General features: G+C 76.0%; 20 protein-coding genes and 1 riboswitch. Of the genes, 15 read left to right on the forward strand and 5 right to left on the reverse strand.

Annotation, left to right across the window (positions count from 1 at the left end; all coding sequences use genetic code 11):
* The first annotated feature begins 149 nt into the window (after nucleotides 1-149).
* Nucleotides 150-1,373 carry an aminotransferase class I/II-fold pyridoxal phosphate-dependent enzyme gene (locus ACFVNO_RS19555; protein ID WP_355259191.1) on the forward strand — a complete coding sequence of 408 codons (1,224 nt, stop codon included), beginning with the start codon at nucleotides 150-152 and terminating at the stop codon, nucleotides 1,371-1,373.
* 50 nt (nucleotides 1,374-1,423) lie between these two features.
* On the opposite strand, the gene ACFVNO_RS19560 is transcribed toward ACFVNO_RS19555, so the two are convergent.
* The 3 genes from ACFVNO_RS19560 to ACFVNO_RS19570 all read right to left on the reverse strand — a co-directional run bounded on the left by ACFVNO_RS19560 (nucleotide 1,424) and on the right by ACFVNO_RS19570 (nucleotide 2,597).
* Nucleotides 1,424-1,678, reverse strand: coding sequence for a glutaredoxin domain-containing protein (locus ACFVNO_RS19560; protein WP_220561661.1), 255 nt, complete (start codon nucleotides 1,676-1,678; stop codon nucleotides 1,424-1,426).
* 77 nt (nucleotides 1,679-1,755) lie between these two features.
* A complete protein-coding gene (locus ACFVNO_RS19565) occupies nucleotides 1,756-2,130 on the reverse strand; it encodes a fluoride efflux transporter FluC (protein ID WP_378894374.1) in 375 nt (124 codons plus the stop codon).
* Complete coding sequence (locus ACFVNO_RS19570; protein ID WP_378894377.1) at nucleotides 2,130-2,597, reverse strand: fluoride efflux transporter FluC; 468 nt, start codon at nucleotides 2,595-2,597, stop codon at nucleotides 2,130-2,132. The genes ACFVNO_RS19565 and ACFVNO_RS19570 overlap by 1 nt, the downstream gene beginning before the upstream one ends.
* A 39-nt stretch (nucleotides 2,598-2,636) precedes the next feature.
* Nucleotides 2,637-2,708: riboswitch (Fluoride riboswitch) on the reverse strand.
* Nucleotides 2,709-2,827: 119 nt separating this feature from the next.
* Between ACFVNO_RS19570 and ACFVNO_RS19575 the strand changes: the two genes are divergently transcribed.
* On the forward strand, nucleotides 2,828-4,174 hold the full coding sequence (locus ACFVNO_RS19575) for a CoA transferase (RefSeq protein ID WP_378894380.1): 1,347 nt from the start codon (nucleotides 2,828-2,830) through the stop codon (nucleotides 4,172-4,174).
* A 19-nt stretch (nucleotides 4,175-4,193) separates the two neighbouring features.
* Here the strand turns inward: ACFVNO_RS19575 and ACFVNO_RS19580 are convergent, their stop codons facing one another.
* Nucleotides 4,194-5,117, reverse strand: a complete 924-nt coding sequence (locus ACFVNO_RS19580) for an aminoglycoside phosphotransferase family protein (RefSeq protein WP_355259203.1) — start codon at nucleotides 5,115-5,117, stop codon at nucleotides 4,194-4,196.
* A 178-nt stretch (nucleotides 5,118-5,295) separates the two neighbouring features.
* On the opposite strand from ACFVNO_RS19580, the gene ACFVNO_RS19585 reads away from it, so the two are divergent.
* Nucleotides 5,296-6,234 (forward strand): alpha/beta hydrolase, encoded by a 939-nt coding sequence (locus ACFVNO_RS19585; protein ID WP_378894384.1) that lies wholly within the window; start codon nucleotides 5,296-5,298, stop codon nucleotides 6,232-6,234.
* A 30-nt stretch (nucleotides 6,235-6,264) separates the two neighbouring features.
* On the opposite strand, the gene ACFVNO_RS19590 is transcribed toward ACFVNO_RS19585, so the two are convergent.
* A complete protein-coding gene (locus ACFVNO_RS19590) occupies nucleotides 6,265-7,005 on the reverse strand; it encodes a GntR family transcriptional regulator (protein WP_378894387.1) in 741 nt (246 codons plus the stop codon).
* Nucleotides 7,006-7,144: 139 nt separating this feature from the next.
* Between ACFVNO_RS19590 and ACFVNO_RS19595 the strand changes: the two genes are divergently transcribed.
* The 12 genes from ACFVNO_RS19595 to ACFVNO_RS19650 all read left to right on the forward strand — a co-directional run bounded on the left by ACFVNO_RS19595 (nucleotide 7,145) and on the right by ACFVNO_RS19650 (nucleotide 19,718).
* Nucleotides 7,145-8,149 carry a Gfo/Idh/MocA family oxidoreductase gene (locus ACFVNO_RS19595; protein ID WP_355259212.1) on the forward strand — a complete coding sequence of 335 codons (1,005 nt, stop codon included), beginning with the start codon at nucleotides 7,145-7,147 and terminating at the stop codon, nucleotides 8,147-8,149.
* A 109-nt stretch (nucleotides 8,150-8,258) separates the two neighbouring features.
* Nucleotides 8,259-9,224 (forward strand): 5-dehydro-2-deoxygluconokinase, encoded by a 966-nt coding sequence (iolC, locus tag ACFVNO_RS19600; protein ID WP_355259588.1) that lies wholly within the window; start codon nucleotides 8,259-8,261, stop codon nucleotides 9,222-9,224.
* The gene (locus ACFVNO_RS19605) at nucleotides 9,221-10,096 is read left to right on the forward strand and encodes an aldolase (RefSeq protein WP_220561652.1); all 876 of its coding nucleotides are present in this window, start codon (nucleotides 9,221-9,223) and stop codon (nucleotides 10,094-10,096) included. Before iolC ends, ACFVNO_RS19605 begins: the two co-directional genes overlap by 4 nt.
* The gene (iolB, locus tag ACFVNO_RS19610) at nucleotides 10,093-10,992 is read left to right on the forward strand and encodes a 5-deoxy-glucuronate isomerase (protein ID WP_355259218.1); all 900 of its coding nucleotides are present in this window, start codon (nucleotides 10,093-10,095) and stop codon (nucleotides 10,990-10,992) included. Before ACFVNO_RS19605 ends, iolB begins: the two co-directional genes overlap by 4 nt.
* Nucleotides 10,989-12,872, forward strand: a complete 1,884-nt coding sequence (gene iolD, locus ACFVNO_RS19615) for a 3D-(3,5/4)-trihydroxycyclohexane-1,2-dione acylhydrolase (decyclizing) (protein ID WP_355259221.1) — start codon at nucleotides 10,989-10,991, stop codon at nucleotides 12,870-12,872. Before iolB ends, iolD begins: the two co-directional genes overlap by 4 nt.
* 30 nt (nucleotides 12,873-12,902) lie before the next feature.
* Complete coding sequence (locus ACFVNO_RS19620) at nucleotides 12,903-13,838, forward strand: TIM barrel protein (RefSeq protein ID WP_378894393.1); 936 nt, start codon at nucleotides 12,903-12,905, stop codon at nucleotides 13,836-13,838.
* A 52-nt stretch (nucleotides 13,839-13,890) separates the two neighbouring features.
* The gene (locus ACFVNO_RS19625) at nucleotides 13,891-14,871 is read left to right on the forward strand and encodes a sugar ABC transporter substrate-binding protein (protein WP_378894396.1); all 981 of its coding nucleotides are present in this window, start codon (nucleotides 13,891-13,893) and stop codon (nucleotides 14,869-14,871) included.
* A gap of 2 nt (nucleotides 14,872-14,873) precedes the next feature.
* The gene (locus ACFVNO_RS19630; RefSeq protein ID WP_355259230.1) at nucleotides 14,874-15,947 is read left to right on the forward strand and encodes an ABC transporter permease; all 1,074 of its coding nucleotides are present in this window, start codon (nucleotides 14,874-14,876) and stop codon (nucleotides 15,945-15,947) included.
* Nucleotides 15,944-16,732 (forward strand): ATP-binding cassette domain-containing protein, encoded by a 789-nt coding sequence (locus tag ACFVNO_RS19635; protein WP_355259233.1) that lies wholly within the window; start codon nucleotides 15,944-15,946, stop codon nucleotides 16,730-16,732. Before ACFVNO_RS19630 ends, ACFVNO_RS19635 begins: the two co-directional genes overlap by 4 nt.
* Before the next feature lie 207 nt (nucleotides 16,733-16,939).
* A complete protein-coding gene (locus ACFVNO_RS19640) occupies nucleotides 16,940-17,770 on the forward strand; it encodes a CoA transferase subunit A (protein WP_220561645.1) in 831 nt (276 codons plus the stop codon).
* A 41-nt stretch (nucleotides 17,771-17,811) separates the two neighbouring features.
* On the forward strand, nucleotides 17,812-18,540 hold the full coding sequence (locus ACFVNO_RS19645) for a CoA-transferase (protein WP_355259591.1): 729 nt from the start codon (nucleotides 17,812-17,814) through the stop codon (nucleotides 18,538-18,540).
* Nucleotides 18,540-19,718 (forward strand): thiolase family protein, encoded by a 1,179-nt coding sequence (locus tag ACFVNO_RS19650; protein WP_355259236.1) that lies wholly within the window; start codon nucleotides 18,540-18,542, stop codon nucleotides 19,716-19,718. The genes ACFVNO_RS19645 and ACFVNO_RS19650 overlap by 1 nt, the downstream gene beginning before the upstream one ends.
* Nucleotides 19,719-19,753 lie beyond the last annotated feature (35 nt).

Here is a 19,753-nt window from a genome sequence, read left to right on the forward strand (position 1 = left end):
GTGTACATCGGGCGCCCCGCCGCGGCGGGGGAACGGTGGGGGGCGGGGGTTGCCCGAGCCCGCCGGGAACGGATAGAAGGGGAGACCGAGAGGGCCGCCGGTGCGGGCCGCACCGCGCCGGGCGGCCGAACCGACCCCGGGGAGCGAGCATGGAACACACGGCCGCGGACGTGCCCAACCCCTTGGAGCAGCCGACCGTGGAGGACCTGCGCCGGCGCACGAGCATGAAGTGGCGTACCTACCCGGAGGACGTGCTGCCCCTGTGGGTGGCCGAGATGGACGTGCCCCTGGCCGAGCCGGTCGCCCGGGCGCTGCACCGCGCGGTGGAGCTCGGCGACACCGGCTACCCCGTCGGCGGACGCGCCTACGCCGAGGCGCTTGCGGGGTTCGCGCAGCGCCGCTGGGGCTGGAAGGGCCCGGAGGTGGAACACACCGCCCTCGTCCCCGACGTCATGCTCGGCATCGTCGAGGTCCTGCGCCTGGTCACCGGGCCGGGCGACACGGTGGTCGTCAACCCGCCCGTGTACCCGCCGTTCCACGCCTTCGTCACCCACGCCGACCGGCGGGTGGCCGCGGCGCCGCTCGGCGCGGACGGCCGCCTCGACCTCGACGCGCTGGGGGAGGCCTACGCCGCCGCCCGCGCCCGCGGCGGCCGCCCCGCCCACCTGCTGTGCAACCCCCACAACCCGACCGGCGCGGTGCACACCCCCGACGAGCTCGCGGCCGTGGCCGCCCTCGCCCGGGAGTACGGCGTCCGGGTGGTCGCCGACGAGATCCACGCCCCGCTGGTGCTCGACGGCGCGCGGTTCACCCCCTACCTCAGCGTCGACGGCGCGGAGGACGCCTTCGCCGTCACCTCGGCCTCCAAGGCCTGGAACCTCGCCGGGCTCAAGGCGGGCCTCGTGCTCGCCGGACCCGGTGCGGCGGACGACCTGGCCCGCATGCCCGAGGAGGTCGGCCACGGGCCCAGCCACCTCGGCGCGCTGGCGCACACCGCCGCCCTGAACGAGGGCGGCGCGTGGCTCGACGCCCTGCTGGCGGGCCTGGCCGCCAACCGCGAACTGCTGGGGAGGCTGCTCGCCGAGCACCTGCCCGGTGTCGGGTACACCCCACCGGAGGGCACCTACCTGGCCTGGCTGGACTGCCGGGGGCTGGGGTTCGACGACCCCCGCGACACGGACGGCCCCGGGGTCGTCACCGACCTGGCGGGCCCGGCGCGCGTCTTCCTGGACCGGGCGCGGGTGGCGCTCAGCTCCGGCCACACCTTCGGCTCCGGCGGCGCGGGCCGGGTACGCCTGAACTTCGCCACGTCCGGGGCGGTCCTCACGGAGGCGGTGCGGCGCATGGGGGAGGCGGTGCGGGCCGCCGGCTGAGACGGCCCCGGGCCGGGGCGGCGCCGCGCGGGTGCGGCGCCGCGTCCGGCTCAGATCACCGACAGCTCGCGGAGCTTCGCCTCGACCTGCGCGTTGTCCGGTTCGACGTGGTGGGTCCCGTCGGGGTAGACGACCACCGGGATGTTCGTCCTCCCCGAGATCTCCCGCGCCCGCTCGGTCGCGGCCGGGTCGTGCTCGACGTCGATGTACTCGAAGGGCACCGCCAGGTCGGTGAGCTGCTTCTTCGTGCGCCGGCAGTCCCGGCACCAGTCGGCCCCGTAGACGCGGATCGCCGCCTCGTTCATCCGTCCTCCCTCTGGGTGGTCACCGCCCCAGTGTCCCCTATGCGGACACACGGCCACGAACGGGACGTGCCGCCCGGTCAGGGGAGGAGGCCGCCCACGAGCAGCCCCAGCGCGGAGGCGAGCAGGCCGAGCAGGAGCATTCCCCAGGCGTACACGAGCGCGACGCCCCGGGAGCCCGCGCGCAGCAGCCGGACCGCCTCCACCGAGGCCGTGCCGAACGTCGAGTAGCCGCCCAGGAACCCCACCCCGGCGACCTCGGGGAGGCCGCCGGCGTGCCCGTGGGCGAGGGCGTACCCGGTGAGCAGGCCCAGCAGCAGGCAGGCGGAGACGTTCACGGTGAGCGTGCCCACCGGCAGCCGGGTCCGGCCGCCCCGGGTCAGCGCGGTGTCGACCAGGAACCGGCAGGCGCCCCCCGCCCCGCCGGCCAGCGCTGTCATCAGCAGCAGGACCATCACCGCCCCCGCCCCGCGCGGCGCGCGACCGCCGCCGCCCCCGCGACGCCGACCCCGGCCGCGGCGACCCCGGCGGCGACGCTCGCCACCGCGTAGGCCGCGGCGACGGACGGGTGCCCGGAGCCGGCGAGCCGGCCGACCTCGATCACGTACGTGCTGTAGGTGGTGAACCCCCCGAGCACGCCGGTGCCCGCGCCCAGGCGGACCCGCCTGCGCCACCCGGTGTCCCCGCCCGAGCGGGAGAGCGCCTCCAGGAGGGCGCCCAGCAGGAGGCTCCCCAGGACGTTGACGCCGAAGGTCGCCCACGGCCACTGGCCCGCCCCGGCGGGAAGGGTCGCGCCGATGCCCGCGCGCGCGAGCGTGCCGACCGCGGACCCGGCCGCGACCAGCAGTGCCGTGCCGAGGATGTGCGTGCGGGGCCCGGGGGCGGTCCCCGCGGCCGCGGGCCGCGCCGGTGTGCGTGTCATCGCCGAACCCTTCCGGGCGGGCCGGACCCGCCCCGTGGAAACGGTGCAGGAACCATCAGCCGACCGGCGGTTCGGGCGGGCGCCCCGGCGGGATCCATCGCCGCCGCGAGTCTATCCCGGCCGGTGGGGGCCGGGGCGGAGCCGGGCCGTGCGGAGGGCGGCCGAGGGCGGACACCCGGCATGCGGGGCCCGGGGCGGGGGAGGGCCGCCGGGTTGGGCACAATGCCCCTATGGGTGGAACCGACGTCACCACGTCCGTGCTCTGGTCCGCGCTGGGCGGCCCGCCCGGCCTGGCGGAGGGGGTGTCCTACCGGGGTGCCGGGGCGGTGCTCCCCGCCCGGCTGCCGGTGCGGGAGCTGGCCCGCGCCACCGTCGGGGTGTGCTCGCTGGCCGCCGCCGAGCTGCTGGCCGCCCGCGGCGGCGCCCCGGTGCGGCCGGTGGAGGTGGACGAGGGCTCGGTGGCCACCGCCTTCGTCAGCGAGCGCCACCTGCGGGTGGACGGGCGCCCGATGGTGCCGTTCGCGCCCCTGTCCGGGTTCTGGCGCACCGCCGACGGCTGGGTGCGCACCCACGCCAACTACCCCCACCACCGCGAGCGGCTGCTGGCCGCCCTGGAGCTGTCCGGGGACACCGACGCCGAGGCCCTGGGCCGGGTGCTGGCCGGGCGGCGGGCCCGGCAGGTGCAGGAGGAGGTGTACGCCGCCGGGGGACTGGCGGTGGCCGTGGCCGACCACCCCGACCCCACCCGCCCTCCCGTCGTGGAGGAGCGCCCCATGTGGGGCCCGGCCGACCGCCCCCTGGGCCCCGCGGACCTGCCGGCCGCCGGGGTGCGGGTGCTGGACCTGACCCGGGTGATCGCCGGACCGGTCGCCACCCGCACCCTGGCCCTGCTCGGCGCCGACGTGCTGCGGGTGGACACCCCCCGCCTGCCCGAGGACCGCGACACCCACATCGACACCGCGCCCGGCAAGCGCTCCACCCTGCTGGACCTGGCCGAGCCCGCGGACCGGGAGGTGTTCGAGGGCCTGCTGGCCTCGGCGGACGTGGTGGTCACCGGCTACCGCCCCGGGGTCCTGGACCGGTACGGGCTGTCGCCCGAGGACCTGGCCGAGCGGCGCCCCGGGGTGATCACCGCGGCCCTGTGCGCCTGGGGCTGGTCCGGCCCCCGCTCCGGGCGCCGCGGGTTCGACAGCCTGGTGCAGGCCGGGGTCGGCATCGCCGCCGCGGAGGCCGGGGAGGACGGCGCCCCCGGCGCGCTGCCCGCCCAGGCCCTGGACCACGGGACCGGGTACCTGCTGGCCGCCGCCGTCCTGCGCGCCCTCACCGACCGGGCCGCCGACGGCCTCGGACGCGACCTGCGCCTGTCCCTGGCCGGGACCGCCGGGCTGCTGCTGCACGGTATCGACCCCGTGCCCGCGGCCGAGGGCGCCCACGACCCCGAACGGTGGCTGACCACCGCGGACTCCCCGTACGGCGGGCTGCGCTACGCCCGCCCGCCGATCGGCTACGCCGGGGCGCCCACCGACTGGGCGACCCCGCCCACCCGGTGGGGCTCGGACGCCCCGGCCTGGCTCTGACGGCTCCGGCGCCGACGGCTCAGTACCGGTGCTCCAGCAGGACCCCGGCGACGGCGGCCCCCTCCGGTTCCAGGAGGTCGTCGCCGTCCTCCACCTGCCACAGCGCGTCCTGGAGCACCCGCCCCAGCGTCCATCCCGCGGCGCGCGACCGGTCCAGCCCCAGCCGCTCGGTGAGCAGGTCGAACCGGCGCAGCACCGCCCGCGGCACGTCGCCGCGGGCCCGGACCTCCTCCCACCGGTTGGTCAGGGCCGGGAGCAGGTCGAACCCGGGGTCCCCGGCCAGGGGCTCGGGGTCGATGGCCAGCCACGGCTCGCGGTCGGCGGCCAGCACGTTGTCGTAGTGCAGGTCCCAGTGCAGCAGCCGGTCGCCGGGGGAGTCCAGGAGCTCGGCGACCGCGGCGGCGCAGGCGCGCACCAGGGCGCGGTCCTCCTCGCGGCGCAGCTCCGGGACGGCTCCGGGGGCCTGCGCCACCATGGCGGACGCCACGTCGGCGAGGGTGCGCAGCCCCGCCGGGGCGGGCACGGCGGTCAGCCGGGCCAGCAGGTCGGCGAGGATCCCCAGGGCCTCGGTGTCGTCGGGCACTGCCGACAGCGGGCGGGCGGCGTCCAGCCGTTCCAGCAGCAGGCCGCCGGTGGCCGGGTCGTGGTCCAGCAGGCGGACCGCGCCGTCGCCGTTCCAGGTGCGCAGGCCCAGGGCCGTGCCCGCGCTCTCCTCGGTGACGGGCTGGGCCTTGAGCACGGCCGGCGTGCCGTCGGGGCGCACCACCGGCAGGACCAGGCCCGCCATGCCGTTGCGGACGGGGCCGTCGGGGCGCAGCGACCAGCGGTCCACGAGGTCGCGGACCAGGGCGGGCAGCGCGGCGAGCCAGGCGCGGCCCCGCGGGCTGGAGCCGTGCGAGGCGACCAGCGCCTCGGGGACGTCGATGTGCAGGGAAAAGGACACGGGTGAGATCTCCTTCGCGGTGGATGTTCCAGGGGTCGCGAAGGAGCGGGGCGGTGCCCGGATGCGCCCGGGCCGGGGTCAACGCATGGTCAACACTGTAGGGCCTGCCGGGGGTCGGGGGACGGCGGTGTCGGAGGCGGTGGATAACTTACCGCCATAGAACACCGAGGAGTCGTCCATGCCCCCGCTGCACCCCGAGCTGCGCCGTATCCGCTACCTCCCCGTGCCCCCGGTCACCAGGGGCACCAGCGGGGTCATGCGCTGGTTCACGTCCCGGATGCGGCCCGGCCGAGTGCCCGCGGACATGACCGTGCGGCACCGCACGGTGCCCGGCCCCGCCGGGGCGCCGCCGGTCGAGGTGTGGGTCTACCGGCCCCGGTCCGCCCCGTCCACCACCCCCGCGCTGCTGTGGGTCCACGGCGGCGGGCACCTGATCGGCCATCCCGCGCAGGACGAGAGGGGCAGTGTCGGGTTCGCCCGCGAGCTGGGCATCACCGTGGTCGCCGTCCGCTACCGCCTGGCGCCGCGCCACCCGGCCCCGGCCGGCCTGGAGGACGTCCACGCCGCGCTGGAGTGGATGGCCGCCTCCGCCGGTGAGCTGGGCATCGACCCCGGGCGCATCGCCGTCGGCGGGGCCAGTGCCGGGGGCGGCCTGGCCGCCGCGCTGGCGCTGCTGTGCCACGACCGGGGCGGGCCGCGGCCGGTGTTCCAGCTGCTCGTGTACCCGATGCTCGACGACCGCACGGCGCTGCGCACCGATATCGACACGGCGAACATGTACCTGTGGTCGCCCTCGGCCAACCGCTACGCCTGGAGCGCCCTGCTGGGCCGCCCGCCGGGCTCGGACGGGGTGTCGCCCTACGCCGCGCCCGCGCGCCGGGAGGACCTGTCGGGGCTGCCCCCGGCGTGGATCGGGGTGGGCACCAACGACCTGTTCCACGACGAGGACGTGGCCTACGCACGCCGCCTGGAGGAGGCCGGGGTGCCGTGCGCGCTGAGCATCGTGCCCGGGGCCTTCCACGGGTTCGAGGTCCCCTTCGCGGACACCGGGGTGGTCAGGGGCTTCCGCCGCGCGCAGACCGACGCCCTGCGCGCCGCGCTCTTCCCCGACGCCTGACGGCCCCCGCCGCCGCGGCGCGCCGGACGGTCAGCCGGTGAGGGTCAGCTCGAAGGAGTACCGCGAGGCCCGGTACAGGTGGGAGCCGTGCTCCACCACCCGGCCCACGTCGTCGTAGACGGTGCGGTCCATGGTGAGGAGCGGCGCCCCGCGCCGCTCCTCCAGCACCCGCGCCTCGGCGGCGGTGGCGCCGCGCGCGCCGATGCTCTGCGAGGCGACCTTGAGCCGCACCCCCGCCGCCCGCAGCAGCTGGTACAGCCCGTGGTCGCGCAGGGCGTCCTCGTCCAGGCGGACCAGGTCCGCGGGCACGTGGTTGCGCATCAGCGCCAGCGGCCCGTCGCCGATGCGGCGCAGCCGCTCGATCGTGTACGCCCGGCCCCCCTCGGGCAGTTCCAGGACGGCCGCCACGGCCGGGGGCGGCTCCTCCACGGCCAGCCGCAGCACCTCGGTGCGCGGCTCCTCCCCGGCGCGGGTGAGGTCGTCGTAGAGGCTGGACAGCTCCACCGGGCGGCGCACCCGGGGGCGCACCACCTGGGTGCCCACCCCGCGCCTGCGCACCAGCAGGCCCCGGTCGACCAGGTACCCGATGGCGCGGCGCAGGGTCGGCCGGGACAGGCCGAGCCGGTCGGCCAGCACCACCTCGTTCTCCAGGCGGGTGCCCGCCGCCAGCTCCCCCTCCAGGATGCGGCGCTCGATCTCCCGGGCCACCTGGAAGTAGAGGGGGATCGGGCTGGCGCGGTCCAACGGGATCGACAGGGGCGTCTGGGTCACGGTGCCAGTGTACAGATTGACCGGAGATCATGATGTCCATATGTCTAGACAAAGTCTTGACACCGGGGAGGGTCGGCGTGACGATGGGGGCGCCGGTGTGACGTGACGCACACACCCCCCGTTCTCGAAAGGGCGCTCCATGCGCATTGGCCTCATCGGAACCGGACGCATCGGACTCTCGCACGCCGCCGCCCTGGCGGCCCGACCCGAGGTCGGCGACCTGCTCGTCGCCGACCTCGACCCCGCCCGCGCCCGCGCGGCCGCCGAGCGCACCGGCGCCCGGGCCGCCGAGAGGGTCGAGGACCTCCTCGCCCCCGGCGCGGTCGACGCCCTCGTGGTCACCGCCGCCACCGGCGCCCACCCCGGCCTCATCCTCGCCGGGGCCGCCGCCGGGATCCCCGTCTTCTGCGAGAAGCCCGTCGCCCCCACCGTCGCCGAGACCGTGCACGTGCTCACCGAGGTCGAACGCGCCCGGGCCCGGGTGCACATCGGTTTCATGCGCCGCTTCGACGCCGGGTACCGGCGCGCCCACAGGGCCCTGCGCGACGGCGAGCTGGGCGAGCTGCACCGGGTCCACGCCACCACCTGCGACATGGCCCCGCCGCCCGCCGCCTACGTCGCCGGGTCCGGGGGCCTGTTCCGCGACTGCCACGTCCACGACTTCGACATCCTGCGCTGGGTCACCGGCCGGGAGGTCGAGGAGGTCTTCGCCTACGGGGCCGGCCGGGGCGCCGACTACTTCGCCGAACACGGCGACGTCGACACCTCCGCCGCCGTGCTGCGGCTGTCCGACGGAACCCTGGCCACCCTCCAGGGGTCGAGGTACAACGGCGCGGGGTACGACGTGCGCATGGAACTGGCCGGAACACACGCCACCCTGGCCGTCGGACTCGACGACCGGGTCCCCCTGCGCTCGGCCGAACCCGGCACCGCGTTCCCCTCGGGCGACCCCTGGGAGGAGTTCTGGTCCCGGTTCACCCCCGCCTACGAGGCGGAGATCGCCGCGTTCATCGCCATGGTCCGCGACGGAACACCCAGCCCGTGCACGGTCGCCGACGCGCTGGAGGCCGTGCTCGTCGCCGACGCCGCCGACCTGTCCAGGCGCGAGCACCGCCCGGTCCGAGTGGACGAGGTCCGGCCCTGAACCGGCGCCGGCGAGCAGAGAGGGAGGAGACCGCGTGACCACCGCCCCCGACGGACCCGCGACCGGGCCCTACCCCGCCGGACCGTCCGCCCCCGCCGAGGTCCTCACCATGGGCCGGGTCGGCGTCGACATCTACCCCGACCAGGTCGGAGTGGGCCTGGACGAGGTCACCTCCTTCGGCAAGTACCTGGGAGGGAGCCCCACCAACGTCGCCGTGGCCGCCGCCCGGCACGGCCGCTCGGCCGCCGTCCTCACCCGGGTGGGCGACGACCCGCTGGGCCGGTTCGTGCGCCGGGCCCTGGCCGGGTTCGGGGTGGACGACCGGCACGTGCGCGCCGTCCCGGGCACCGCCACCCCCGTCACCCTGTGCGAGGTCTTCCCGCCCGACGACTTCCCGCTGTACTTCTACGGCCGCGACCCCGCCCCCGACCTGCTCATCGGCGCCGACGAACTGGACGAAGCCGCCATCGCCGGGGCCGGCCTGTTCTGGGTCACCGGCACCGGCCTGTGCCGGGAGCCCTCCCGTACCGCCACCCTGGAGGCCCTGCGCGTCCGCGGCCGCCGCGGCCACACCGTCCTGGACCTGGACCACCGGCCGATGTTCTGGGACTCCCGCGAGGACGCCCGTGCCCAGGCCGCCAGGGCCCTGCCCCTGGTCACCGCCGCCTGCGGCAACCTCGACGAGTGGGAGGTCGCCGTGGGCACCCGCGACCCCGACGAGGCGGCCCGGCGCGGCCTGGACCTGGGCCTGGAGACCGCCGTGGTCAAACAGGGCCCCGAGGGGGTCCTGGTCGCGACCGCCGTGGCCGTACACCGCGAACCCCCGGTCCCCGTGGAGGTGGTCAACGGCCTGGGCGCCGGGGACGCCTTCGGCGGCGCCCTGTGCCACGGGCTGCTCGCCGGCTGGGGCGTCGCCGAGACCGCCCGGTTCGCCAACGCCGCCGGGGCCATCGTCGCCTCCCGGCTGTCCTGCGCCGACGCCATGCCCACCACCGCCGAGGTCCGCCGCCTGCTGGGGGAGCCCGGGCGGGAGCCCCCGCCCGCCGACCGCGGACCGGCGGGGGAGGCACCGTGATCGCCGACCGCTACCGCGACCTGGTCGCCACCCGGGTCCACCGCCCCGACGCCATCGCCCGGGCCGCCGCCGACCGGGCCCGGCCCGCCTCCCCGGTCGGGCCCACCGGGCGGGTCCTCATCATCGCCGCCGACCACCCGGCCCGCGGCGCCCTGGCCACCGGGGGCCGCCCGCTCGCCATGGCCGACCGCGTCGACCTGCTCGACCGGCTGTGCACCGCACTGGCCCGGCCCGGGGTGACCGGGGTGCTGGCCACCGCCGACCTCGTCGAGGACCTGCTGCTGCTCGGCGCCCTGAACGGCAAGTCCGTGTTCGGCTCCATGAACCGGGGCGGCCTGGCCGGGGCCGACTGGGAGGTCGACGACCGCTTCACCGGCTACACCCCCGACGGCCTGGTCCGCGCCGGACTCCAGGGCGGCAAGATGCTGCTGCGCCTGGACTACGCCGACGGCCGCACCGCGCCCGTCCTGGAGCACTGCGGCCGGGCGGTGAGCCTGCTCAACGCCGCCCGCCTGGTGGCGATGGTCGAACCCTTCGTCTCCCGGCGCAGCGGCGGCGTGCTGCGCAACGACCTGTCCACCGAGGCGGTGGCCCGCGCCGCCGCGATCGCCTCGGGGCTGGGCGACTCCTCCGCCCGCACCTGGCTCAAGCTGCCGGTGGTGGACGGGATGGAGCGCGTCGCCGCCGCCAGCACCCTGCCCGTGGTCCTGCTGGGCGGCGAGGCCGCCGCCGACCCCGAGGCCGCCTACGAGCGCTGGGCCGAGGCCCTGACCCTGCCCACCGTCATCGGACTGACGGTGGGCCGTTCACTCCTGTACCCGGCCGACGACGACGTCGAGGCCGCAGTCGACACCGCAGTGGGGCTCCTGTGACATCCACCGAACACCGCCACCACCTCCCGGCGCTCAGCACCGCGGCGCCGCCCTTCCGCACGGTCGTCACCCCCGAGGCCGCCGGATGGACCTACTCCGGGCTGCGGGTGCTGCACCTGGCCCCGGGCGCGAGCGCGCGCATCGCCACCGGCGGGGCCGAGACCCTGGTCCTGCCCCTGGACGGCGGCTGCACCGTCACCACCGGCGAGGGGGAGGTGTTCGGGCTGACCGGCCGCAGGGACGTGTTCTCGCGGGTCAGCGACTTCGCCTACCTGCCCCGGGACGCCCACGCGACCGTCGCCTCCGCCGGGGGCGGCCGCTTCGCCCTGCCCTCGGCCCGCTGCGAGCGGCGCCTGCCCGCCCGCTACGGGCCCGCCGAGAAGGTCCCGGTCGAGCTGCGCGGCGCCGGGCAGGCCTCCCGCCAGGTCAACAACCTGTGCACCCCCGAGAGCTTCGAGGCCGACCGGCTCATCTGCTGCGAGGTCCTCACCCCGGCCGCCAACTGGTCCTCCTACCCGCCGCACAAGCACGACGAGGCCACCGGCACCGAGTGCGAGCTGGAGGAGATCTACTACTTCGAGGTCGCCCGCGGACCCCGCGGCCCCGGCATGGGCTACCAGCGGGTCTACGGCGACCACGACCGGCCCGCCGACCTGCTCGCCGAGGTGCGCTCCGAGGACGTCGTCCTCATCCCGCACGGCTGGCACGGGCCCTCCATGGCCGCCCCGGGCTACGACCTGTACTACCTGAACGTCATGGCCGGGCCGGGCGAGGAGCGCGCCTGGCACATCACCGACGACCCCGCCCACGGCTGGGTCCGCGACACCTGGGCCGGTCTGCCGACGGACCCGCGGCTGCCGCTGTGCACCGCCCAGGGGCCGGGGGAGGGCCGATGAGCGACACCGTGCGCCTGACCACCGCCCAGGCACTGGTCCGGTTCCTGGCCGCCCAGTACACCGAACGCGACGGCGAGCGCCGCCGCCTCATCGCCGGGGTGTGGGGCGTCTTCGGCCACGGCAACGTCGCCGGGCTGGGCCAGGCCCTGCTCCAGGCCGCCGTCACCGGCGAGGCCGACCTGCCCTACCACCCGGCCCGCAACGAGCAGGCCATGGTGCACGCCGCCACCGCTTACGCCAAGGCGAGCGACCGGCTGTCGGCCTTCGCCTGCACCGCCTCCACCGGGCCCGGCTCCACCAACATGGTCACCGGGGCCGCCCTGGCCACCACCAACCGGCTCCCGGTCCTGCTGCTGCCCTCGGACATGTTCGCCACCCGCGCGGTGGATCCGGCGCTCCAGCAGCTGGAGGACACCCGGGCGGGGGACGCCACCGTCAACGACGCCCTGCGCCCGGTCTCCAAGTACTGGGACCGCGTCACCCGGCCCGAACAGCTGGTCCCCGCGGCCCTGGCCGCGATGCGGGTGCTCACCGACCCCGCCGAGACCGGCGCCGTCACCCTGTGCCTGCCCCAGGACGTGCAGGCCGAGGCCCACGACTGGCCCGAGGCGTTCTTCCGCGACCGCGTCTGGCACGTGGACCGGCCCCGCCCCGACACCGCCGCCCTGGAACGCGCCGCCGCCGCGGTCCGCGCCGCGCGGCGCCCGCTGCTGGTCGCCGGGGGCGGGGTGGTGTACTCCGGGGCGGCGGCCGAGCTGCGGGCGCTGGCCGAGGCCACCGGCATCCCCGTCGCCGACACCCACGCCGGCAAGGGGGCCCTGCCCTGGGACCACCCGTGCTCGGTCGGCGGGCTGGGCGCCACCGGGACCGCCGCCGCCAACGCCCTGGCCGCCGACGCCGACGTGGTCGTCGGGGTGGGCACCCGCTACAGCGACTTCACCACCGCCAGCCGCAGCGTGTTCGGCGACCCCGGCGTGCGGCTGGTCAACGTCAACATCGCCCGCGCGGACGCCGCCAAGCTCGGCGCCCTCACCGTGGTCGCCGACGCCCGCGAGGCCCTGGCCGCCCTGCGCGCCGCCCTGGACGGGTACCGCGTCCCCGCCGCGCAGGAACGCCGCGCCCGGGAGCTGGCCGCGGACTGGGCCGCCGAGGTCGACCGCCTGCACCGCGCCCCGGCGGCCGACGGCCTGCTCGCCCAGACCGCCGTCCTGGGCGTGCTCAACGACGTCCTCGACGACCGCGACGTGGTGGTCAACGCCGCCGGGAGCATGCCCGGCGACCTCCAGGCGCTCTGGCGGGCCCGCGACCCCAAGGCCTACCACGTCGAGTACGCCTACTCCTGCATGGGCTACGAGGTCGCCGCCGGGCTGGGGGTGCGCATGGCCGCCCCCGACCGGGAGGTCGTCGTCCTGGTCGGCGACGGCTCCTACCTGATGATGGCCCAGGAGATCGCCACCATGGTCGCCGAGGACCTCAAGGTCACCGTCGTCGTCGTGGACAACCGCGGCTTCGCCTCCATCGGCGGGCTGTCGGAGTCGGTCGGCTCCCAGCGCCTGGGCACCGCCCACCGCCGCCGCGACCCCGTCACCGGGCGCGACGACGGACCGCCGCTGCCGATCGACCTGGCCGCCAACGCCGCCTCCCTGGGCGCCCGCGCGGTGCGCGCCCGCACCCTGGACGACCTGCGCGACGCCCTGCGCGGCGCCCGCGACGGCACGGGGGTCACCGTCATCGAGGTGCGCACCGACCCCCGCGCCCCCGGGCCCGACTCCGGCGCCTGGTGGGACGTGCCCGTCGCCCAGACCTCCGAGCTCGACACCACGCGCCGGGCCCGCGAGGCCTACGAGCGCGCCCGCACCGCCCGCCGCCACCACCTGTAGCCCCGTCACCTTCAGAAAGGGACCGAACGGATGACAGAGGCCACCGGCCCCGCCCAGGACGGGCTGATCCTGGGATCGGCCCCCGACTCCTGGGGGGTGTGGTTCCCCGACGACGAACGCCAGGTCCCCTGGGACCGCTTCCTCGACGAGCTCGCCGCCACCGGCTACGAGTGGCTCGAACTGGGCCCCTACGGCTACCTGCCAACCGACCCCGACCGGCTCGCCGACGAGGTGGGCCGCCGGGGGCTGAAGGTCAGCGGCGGCACCGCGTTCGGCAACCTCCACGACCCCCGCGCCCGCGAGGACACCGTGGCCGTGGTGCGCGCCGTCGCCGGGCTCACCGCCGCCGTGGGCGCCCGCCACCTCGTGCTGATCCCGCCCATGTTCCGCGACGAGAAGACCGGCGCCTACACCGAACCGCCCCACCTGGACGCCCGCCAGTGGGCCGAGCTCACCGCCACCGCCGACGAGCTGGGCCGCATGCTCCTGGGCGACTACGGCGTGCGGCTGTGCCTGCACCCCCACGCCGACACCCACGTGCTCACCCAGCCCGAGATCGAGCGCTTCCTCGACGCCACCGACCCCGACCTGGTGTCGCTGTGCCTGGACACCGGGCACGTGGCCTACGGTGGCGGCGACGCCGTGGACCTGATCCGCCGCTACGCCGAACGCGTCGGCTACGTCCACATCAAGCAGATGGACCCGGCGGTCCTGCGCCGCGTCCACGCCGAGGGCCTGTCCTTCGGCGAGGCCGTCGAACTGGGGGTGTGCGTGGAACCGCCCGCCGGGGAGCCCGCCCCCGCCGCCGTCATCGAAGCGCTCCGCGACGTCGACGCCCGCCTGTTCGTCATCGTCGAACAGGACCTGTATCCGTGCGAGCCCGACGTGCCCGCGCCCATCGCCGAGCGCACCCGCCGCTACCTCAACTCCTGCGGCCTGGGCGCCCGCCGCCAGAGGAGGCCCTGACCCGGCCCGCCGCACCACCGAACCGTCCCCCGACCGAGAGGGCCCACGACCCATGCAACGCCCGAAACCCCGCACCTCACTGGCCCTGGCCGCCGCCGCGACACTGCTGGCCGCCACCGCGTGCAGCTCCGAGGGGGGACGCGGGGAACCCGCCGGAGACGGCGCCCCGGCCCCCGAGCTGACCATCGCGATGATCACCCACCAGGTCCAGGGCGACACCTTCTGGGACATCGTCCGCACCGGCGCCGAGGCCGCGGCCGAGAAGAGCGGCGTGAACCTGGAGTACACCGCCGACCCCGAGGCCTCCGAGCAGGCCAACCTCGTGCAGAACGCCGTCGACCGCGGCGTCGACGGCATCGCCGTCACCCTGCCCTCGCCCGACGCCATGCGGGACGCCGTCACCGCCGCCACCGAGGCGGGCATCCCCGTGGTCGCCCTCAACGCCGGCATGGACCAGTGGCAGGACATGGGCGTCCAGCAGTACTTCGGCACCGACGAGCGCCTGGCCGGGGAGGCCTACGGCGAGCGCCTCAACGAGGAGGGGGCCCGGAACGCCGTCTGCGTCATCCACGAGCAGGGCAACGTCTCCCTGGAGGCCCGCTGCGAGGGCCTGGCCGAGGCCTTCGACGGCGAGTCCGAGGTCCTGTACGTCGACAGCGCCAACATGCCCGAGGTGCGCTCCACCATCTCCTCCCGCCTGGAGGAGTCCGCCGACGTCGACCACGTGGCGGCCCTGGGCGCGCCCATCGCCGTCACCGCCGTGGACGCCGTCGCCGACGCGGGGTCCCAGGCCACCGTGGCCACCTTCGACACCAGCGCCGAACTCGTCGAGCTGGTCCGCGCCGGCGACGTCGCCTGGGCCGTCGACCAGCAGCCCTACCTCCAGGGCTACCTGGCGGTCGACTCCCTGTGGCTGTTCAACACCAACGGCAACACCCTCGGCGGCGGCGAGGCCGTCCTGACCGGCCCGGCGTTCATCGACGGGACCAACATCGAGCAGGTCGCCGAGTACGCGGAGAGGGGGACCCGGTAGCCATGGCGGGCACGGAGGCGCTCCGGGCGCCGGACCCCGCCGCGGGCGGGGGGCAGGGCACGGCGGGGCCGAACCGCCGGTCGCCGCTGCGCCGCCTGGCCACCCGGCCCGAGCTGGGGTCGCTGCTGGGCGCGGTGGTGGTGTTCGCGGTGTTCTTCGCCGTGGCCGAGCCCTTCCGCACCGCCTCGGCCATGGGCACGGTCCTGTACGCCGCGTCGACCATCGGCATCATGGCGGTCGGGGTGTCGCTGCTGATGATCGGCGGCGAGTTCGACCTGTCGGCCGGGGTCGCGGTGGTCTCCTCGGCGCTCACCGCCTCGATGACCGCCTGGTGGTTCGGGCTCAACGTGTGGGCCGGGGTGGCGATCGCGCTGGCGGTGTCGCTGGGCATCGGGTTCCTCAACGGGTGGATCCTGGTGCGCACCCGGCTGCCCAGCTTCCTGGTGACACTGGCGATGTTCCTGATGCTCCAGGGGCTCAACGTCGCGATCACCCGCATCGTCGTCGACGGGGTGTCCACCCGGAACATCTCCGACATGGACGGGTTCGCCTCGGCCCGGGCGGTGTTCGCGTCGTCCTTCCCGGTGGGCGGGCTGGACCTGCGCGTCACCGTGCTGTGGTGGGCGCTGTTCACCGCACTGGCCACCTGGGTGCTGCTGCGCACCCGGGTCGGCAACTGGATCCAGGCGGTGGGCGGGGACGCCGAGGCCGCCCGGGCGATGGGCGTGCCGGTGGCGGGGGTGAGGATCGGGCTGTTCATGACGGTGGGGTTCTTCGCCTGGTTCTCCGGCATGCACCTGCTCTTCGCGTTCAACACCGTCCAGTCCGGCGAGGGCATCGGCAACGAGCTGCTGTACATCATGGCGGCGGTGGTCGGCGGCTGCCTGCTCACCGGCGGGTACGGGACGGTGGTGGGCGCGGCGGTCGGCGCGTTCATCTACGGGATGACCCGGCAGGGCATCGTGTACGCGGGCTGGGACAACTACTGGGTGATGTTCTTCGTCGGCGCGATGCTGCTGGCCGCCGTCGTCCTCAACGCGTGGTTCCGCGCCCAGGCCGACAGGGGGACGACATGACCGATGCGCCGCTGCTGGAACTGGCCGGGGTCGGCAAGGCCTTCGGCACCGTCCGGGCGCTCACCGGGGTGGACCTGGTGGTGCGGGCCGGGGAGGTGACCTGCATCCTCGGCGACAACGGCGCGGGCAAGTCCACGCTGATCAAGATCATCGCGGGGCTGCACCCGCCCACCACCGGGGTGTACCGGGTGGACGGGCGGGAGGTCGCCCTGTCCTCCCCGCGCCAGGCCCGCGACCTGGGCATCGCCACCGTCCACCAGGACCTGGCGATGGCGCCGCTGATGCCGGTGTGGCGCAACTTCTTCCTCGGGAAGGAGAAGCTGCTGCGGTGGGGCCCGTTCTCGATGGCGGACGCCGCGGGGATGCGGCGGATCGCCGACGCCGAGCTGCGCCGGATGGGCATCGTCCTGCCCGACATCGACGCGCCCGTGGGGAAGCTGTCCGGCGGCCAGCGCCAGGTGGTGGCGATCGCCCGGGCCGTGTACTTCGGCGCGCGGGTGCTGATCCTGGACGAGCCCACCGCCGCCCTGGGCGTCAAGCAGTCGGGGATGGTGCTCAAGTACATCGCCGCCGCCCGCGAGGAGGGGCTGGGGGTCGTGTTCATCACCCACAACCCGCACCACGCCCACCTGGTCGGGGACCACTTCGTGGTGCTCGACCTGGGCGAGGTCGTGCTGGACGCCGCCCGCTCCGAGGTCCGGCCCGAGGACCTGGTCCACCGGATGTCCGGCGGCGCCGAGCTGGAGGGCCTGCGCCACGAGCTCGAACGCGGCGGGAGCGCCTGAGGGCGCCCGCGGACCGGCCCGGGAGCCCCGGTCCGCGGGCAGGGGGGCGCCGCGCCCCGGCGGAGGCCGGGCCGCGGCGCCCTTCCGCGTGCCCGGCCCGCCCCGCCGGGGGCGCGCGACCTTGACGGATCTCCGGTGGCGGGGTTACGGTCTCCTCAGTTGTTCGCCTTGAGAACAATAGTTCGCTATACGAACGGAAGGTCCTTCATGATCGCGCCACTGGACGAGGCGATCGCCGAACTCGTCCACGACGGCGACACGGTCGCCCTGGAGGGGTTCACCCACCTCATCCCCGTCGAGGCCGGGCACGAGATCATCCGCCAGGGGCTGCGCGACCTCACCCTGGTCCGGATGACCCCCGACATCGTCTACGACCGGATGATCGGCGCCGGCTGCGCCCGCAGGCTCGTGTTCTCCTGGGGCGGCAACCCCGGGGTCGGCTCCCTGCACCGGTTCCGCGACGCCGTCACCACCGGCTGGCCCGTCCCCCTGGAGATCGAGGAGCACAGCCACGCCGGGATGGCCAACCGCTACCTCGCCGGCGCCTCCGGACTGCCCTTCGCCGTCCTGCGCGGCTACAGCGGGACCGACCTGGTCGCGCACAACCCCCACATCAAGACCGTCGTCTGCCCCTTCACCGGGCAGGAGCTGGCCGCCGTCCCCGCCCTCAACCCCGACGTCACGGTCATCCACGCCCAGCGCGCCGACCGCGCGGGCAACGTCCAGATGTGGGGCATCATCGGCATCCAGAAGGAGGCCGCCCTGGCGGCCGACCGGGTCCTGGTGACCGTCGAGGAGGTCGTCGACACCCTCGAACCCGTCCCCGGCCAGGTCGTCCTCCCCGCCCGGGTGGTCGACCGCGTCAGCGTCGTCCCCGGCGGCGCCGCCCCCTCCTACGCGCACGGCTACTACGAGCGCGACAACGAGGCGTACAGGTCCTGGGACGCCGTCGGCCGCGACCGCGAGGCCTTCACCCGCTGGCTCGCCGACCTCACCGCCACCGCGCCCGCCGCCACCCCCGAGGGGACCGCCCTGTGACCACCGCGACCCGGACCTCCGACTGGACCTCCGACGAGATCATGACCGTGGCCGCGGCCCGCGCCCTGGGCGACGGCATGTCCTGCTTCGTCGGCATCGGCCTGCCCAGCACCGCCGCCAACCTGGCCCGCCGCACCCACGCCCCCGGCCTGTGGATGATCTACGAGTCCGGCACCCTGGGCACCGTCCCCGCCCACCTGCCGCTGTCCATCGGCGACGGCGTGCTGGCCGAGAGCGCCGACGCGGTCGTCTCCGTGCCCGAGGTGTTCAACCTCTGGCTCCAGGCCGGGCGCATCGACGTCGGCTTCCTGGGCGCCGCCCAGATCGACCGCTACGCCAACATCAACACCACCGTCATCGGCGACTACGCCGACCCCGAGGTGCGCCTGCCCGGCGCGGGCGGCGCCCCCGAGATCGCCGCCTCCTGCGGGGAGGTCGTCATCATCGTCCGGCACAGCACGCGCGCGTTCGTCGACCGGGTCGACTTCGTGACCTCCGTCGGCCACGGCTCGGGCCCCGGCGACCGCGAGCGCCTGGGCCTGCGCGGCCGGGGCCCCACCCGCGTCATCACCGACCTGGGCGTCCTGGAACCCGACCCCGACACCCGCGAACTGGTCCTCACCGGCGTGCACCCCGGGGTGACCGTCGACGAGGTGCGCGCCGCCACCGGCTGGGACCTCAGGGTCGCCCCGGACCCGGAGACCACCCCCGAGCCCACCACGACCGAGCTGTCGGTGCTGCGCTCCCTGACCGGAACGGGGGCCCGGTGATGGCCGACGTCCACATCCTCGACGCGGTGCGCACCCCCTTCGGCCGCTACGGCGGCGCCCTGTCCGGGGTGCGCCCCGACGACCTCGCCGCCCACGTGGTCGGCGCCCTGGTCGAACGCACCCCCGCCCTGGAGGGCGGGGCCGTCGACGAGGTCGTCCTGGGCAACGCCAACGGCGCCGGGGAGGAGAACCGCAACGTCGCCCGCATGGCCGCCCTGCTCGCCGGGCTGCCCACCACCGTCCCCGGCGTCACCGTCAACCGCCTGTGCGGCTCGGGCATGGAGGCCGCGATCCAGGCAGCCCGCGCCGTCCAGACCGGCGACGCCCGCCTGGTCCTGGCCGGGGGAGTGGAGTCCATGAGCCGCGCCCCCTGGGTGCTGCCCAAACCCGCCAAGGGCTTCCCCGCCGCCGACGCCGCCCTGCACTCCACCACCCTGGGCTGGCGCATGGTCAACCCGCGCATGCCCGGCCGGTGGACCGTGTCGCTGGGCGAGGCCACCGAGGGGCTCGCCGCCGCCCACGGCATCGGCCGCGACGACCAGGACGCCTTCGCCCTGGCCAGCCACACCAGGGCCGCCCGGGCCTGGGAACAGGGCGTGTTCGACGACGAGATCGTCCAGGTCCCCGGCGCCGCGCTCGACCGCGACGAGTCCGTCCGCGCCACCTCCGCCGACCGGCTCGCCGCCCTCAAGCCCTCCTTCCGGGAGGACGGCACCATCACCGCGGGCAACGCCTCCCCCCTCAACGACGGCGCCGCCGCCCTGCTCATCGGCGATACCTCCGCCGCCGAGGCCCTGGGCGTGCGGCCGCTGGCCCGCATCGCGGGACGCGGCGCGGCCGGGGTCGACCCCGACGTGTTCGGCATCGGCCCGGTCCGCGCCGCCGAGATCGCCCTGGAGCGCGCCGGGATCGGCTGGGGCGACCTGTCCGTCGTGGAGCTGAACGAGGCCTTCGCCGCCCAGGCCCTGGCCTGCATCCGGTCCTGGAGCGAACTGGACCCGGCAATCGTCAACCCGAACGGCGGAGCCCTCGCCATCGGCCACCCCCTGGGCGCCTCCGGCGCCCGCATCCTGGGCGCCCTCGCCCACGAGCTGCGCCGCCGCGGCGGCGGCTGGGGCCTGGCCGCCCTGTGCATCGGCGTCGGCCAGGGACTGGCCGTCGTCCTGCACGCCGACTGACCGAAACCGTCCCCACCACCCCCCGGGAAGGCCCG

The sequence above is a fragment of the Nocardiopsis sp. NPDC057823 genome, from assembly GCF_042797335.1.
Lineage (GTDB): Bacteria > Actinomycetota > Actinomycetes > Streptosporangiales > Streptosporangiaceae > Nocardiopsis > Nocardiopsis changdeensis.

Bases quoted from the DNA above. Each gene is read 5' to 3' on its own strand.
- ACFVNO_RS19575 (WP_378894380.1), top strand. From the start codon at position 2,828: ATGGGTGGAACCGACGTCACCACGTCCGTGCTCTGGTCCGCGCTGGGC.
- ACFVNO_RS19570 (WP_378894377.1), bottom strand. From the start codon at position 2,597: ATGACACGCACACCGGCGCGGCCCGCGGCCGCGGGGACCGCCCCCGGG.
- iolD (WP_355259221.1), top strand. From the start codon at position 10,989: ATGAGCGACACCGTGCGCCTGACCACCGCCCAGGCACTGGTCCGGTTC.
- ACFVNO_RS19560 (WP_220561661.1), bottom strand. From the start codon at position 1,678: ATGAACGAGGCGGCGATCCGCGTCTACGGGGCCGACTGGTGCCGGGAC.
- ACFVNO_RS19620 (WP_378894393.1), top strand. From the start codon at position 12,903: ATGACAGAGGCCACCGGCCCCGCCCAGGACGGGCTGATCCTGGGATCG.
- ACFVNO_RS19650 (WP_355259236.1), top strand. From the start codon at position 18,540: ATGGCCGACGTCCACATCCTCGACGCGGTGCGCACCCCCTTCGGCCGC.
- iolC (WP_355259588.1), top strand. From the start codon at position 8,259: ATGGGCCGGGTCGGCGTCGACATCTACCCCGACCAGGTCGGAGTGGGC.
- ACFVNO_RS19565 (WP_378894374.1), bottom strand. From the start codon at position 2,130: ATGGTCCTGCTGCTGATGACAGCGCTGGCCGGCGGGGCGGGGGGCGCC.
- ACFVNO_RS19635 (WP_355259233.1), top strand. From the start codon at position 15,944: ATGACCGATGCGCCGCTGCTGGAACTGGCCGGGGTCGGCAAGGCCTTC.
- ACFVNO_RS19555 (WP_355259191.1), top strand. From the start codon at position 150: ATGGAACACACGGCCGCGGACGTGCCCAACCCCTTGGAGCAGCCGACC.
- ACFVNO_RS19640 (WP_220561645.1), top strand. From the start codon at position 16,940: ATGATCGCGCCACTGGACGAGGCGATCGCCGAACTCGTCCACGACGGC.
- ACFVNO_RS19630 (WP_355259230.1), top strand. From the start codon at position 14,874: ATGGCGGGCACGGAGGCGCTCCGGGCGCCGGACCCCGCCGCGGGCGGG.
- ACFVNO_RS19645 (WP_355259591.1), top strand. From the start codon at position 17,812: ATGACCGTGGCCGCGGCCCGCGCCCTGGGCGACGGCATGTCCTGCTTC.
- ACFVNO_RS19595 (WP_355259212.1), top strand. From the start codon at position 7,145: ATGCGCATTGGCCTCATCGGAACCGGACGCATCGGACTCTCGCACGCC.
- ACFVNO_RS19625 (WP_378894396.1), top strand. From the start codon at position 13,891: ATGCAACGCCCGAAACCCCGCACCTCACTGGCCCTGGCCGCCGCCGCG.
- ACFVNO_RS19585 (WP_378894384.1), top strand. From the start codon at position 5,296: ATGCCCCCGCTGCACCCCGAGCTGCGCCGTATCCGCTACCTCCCCGTG.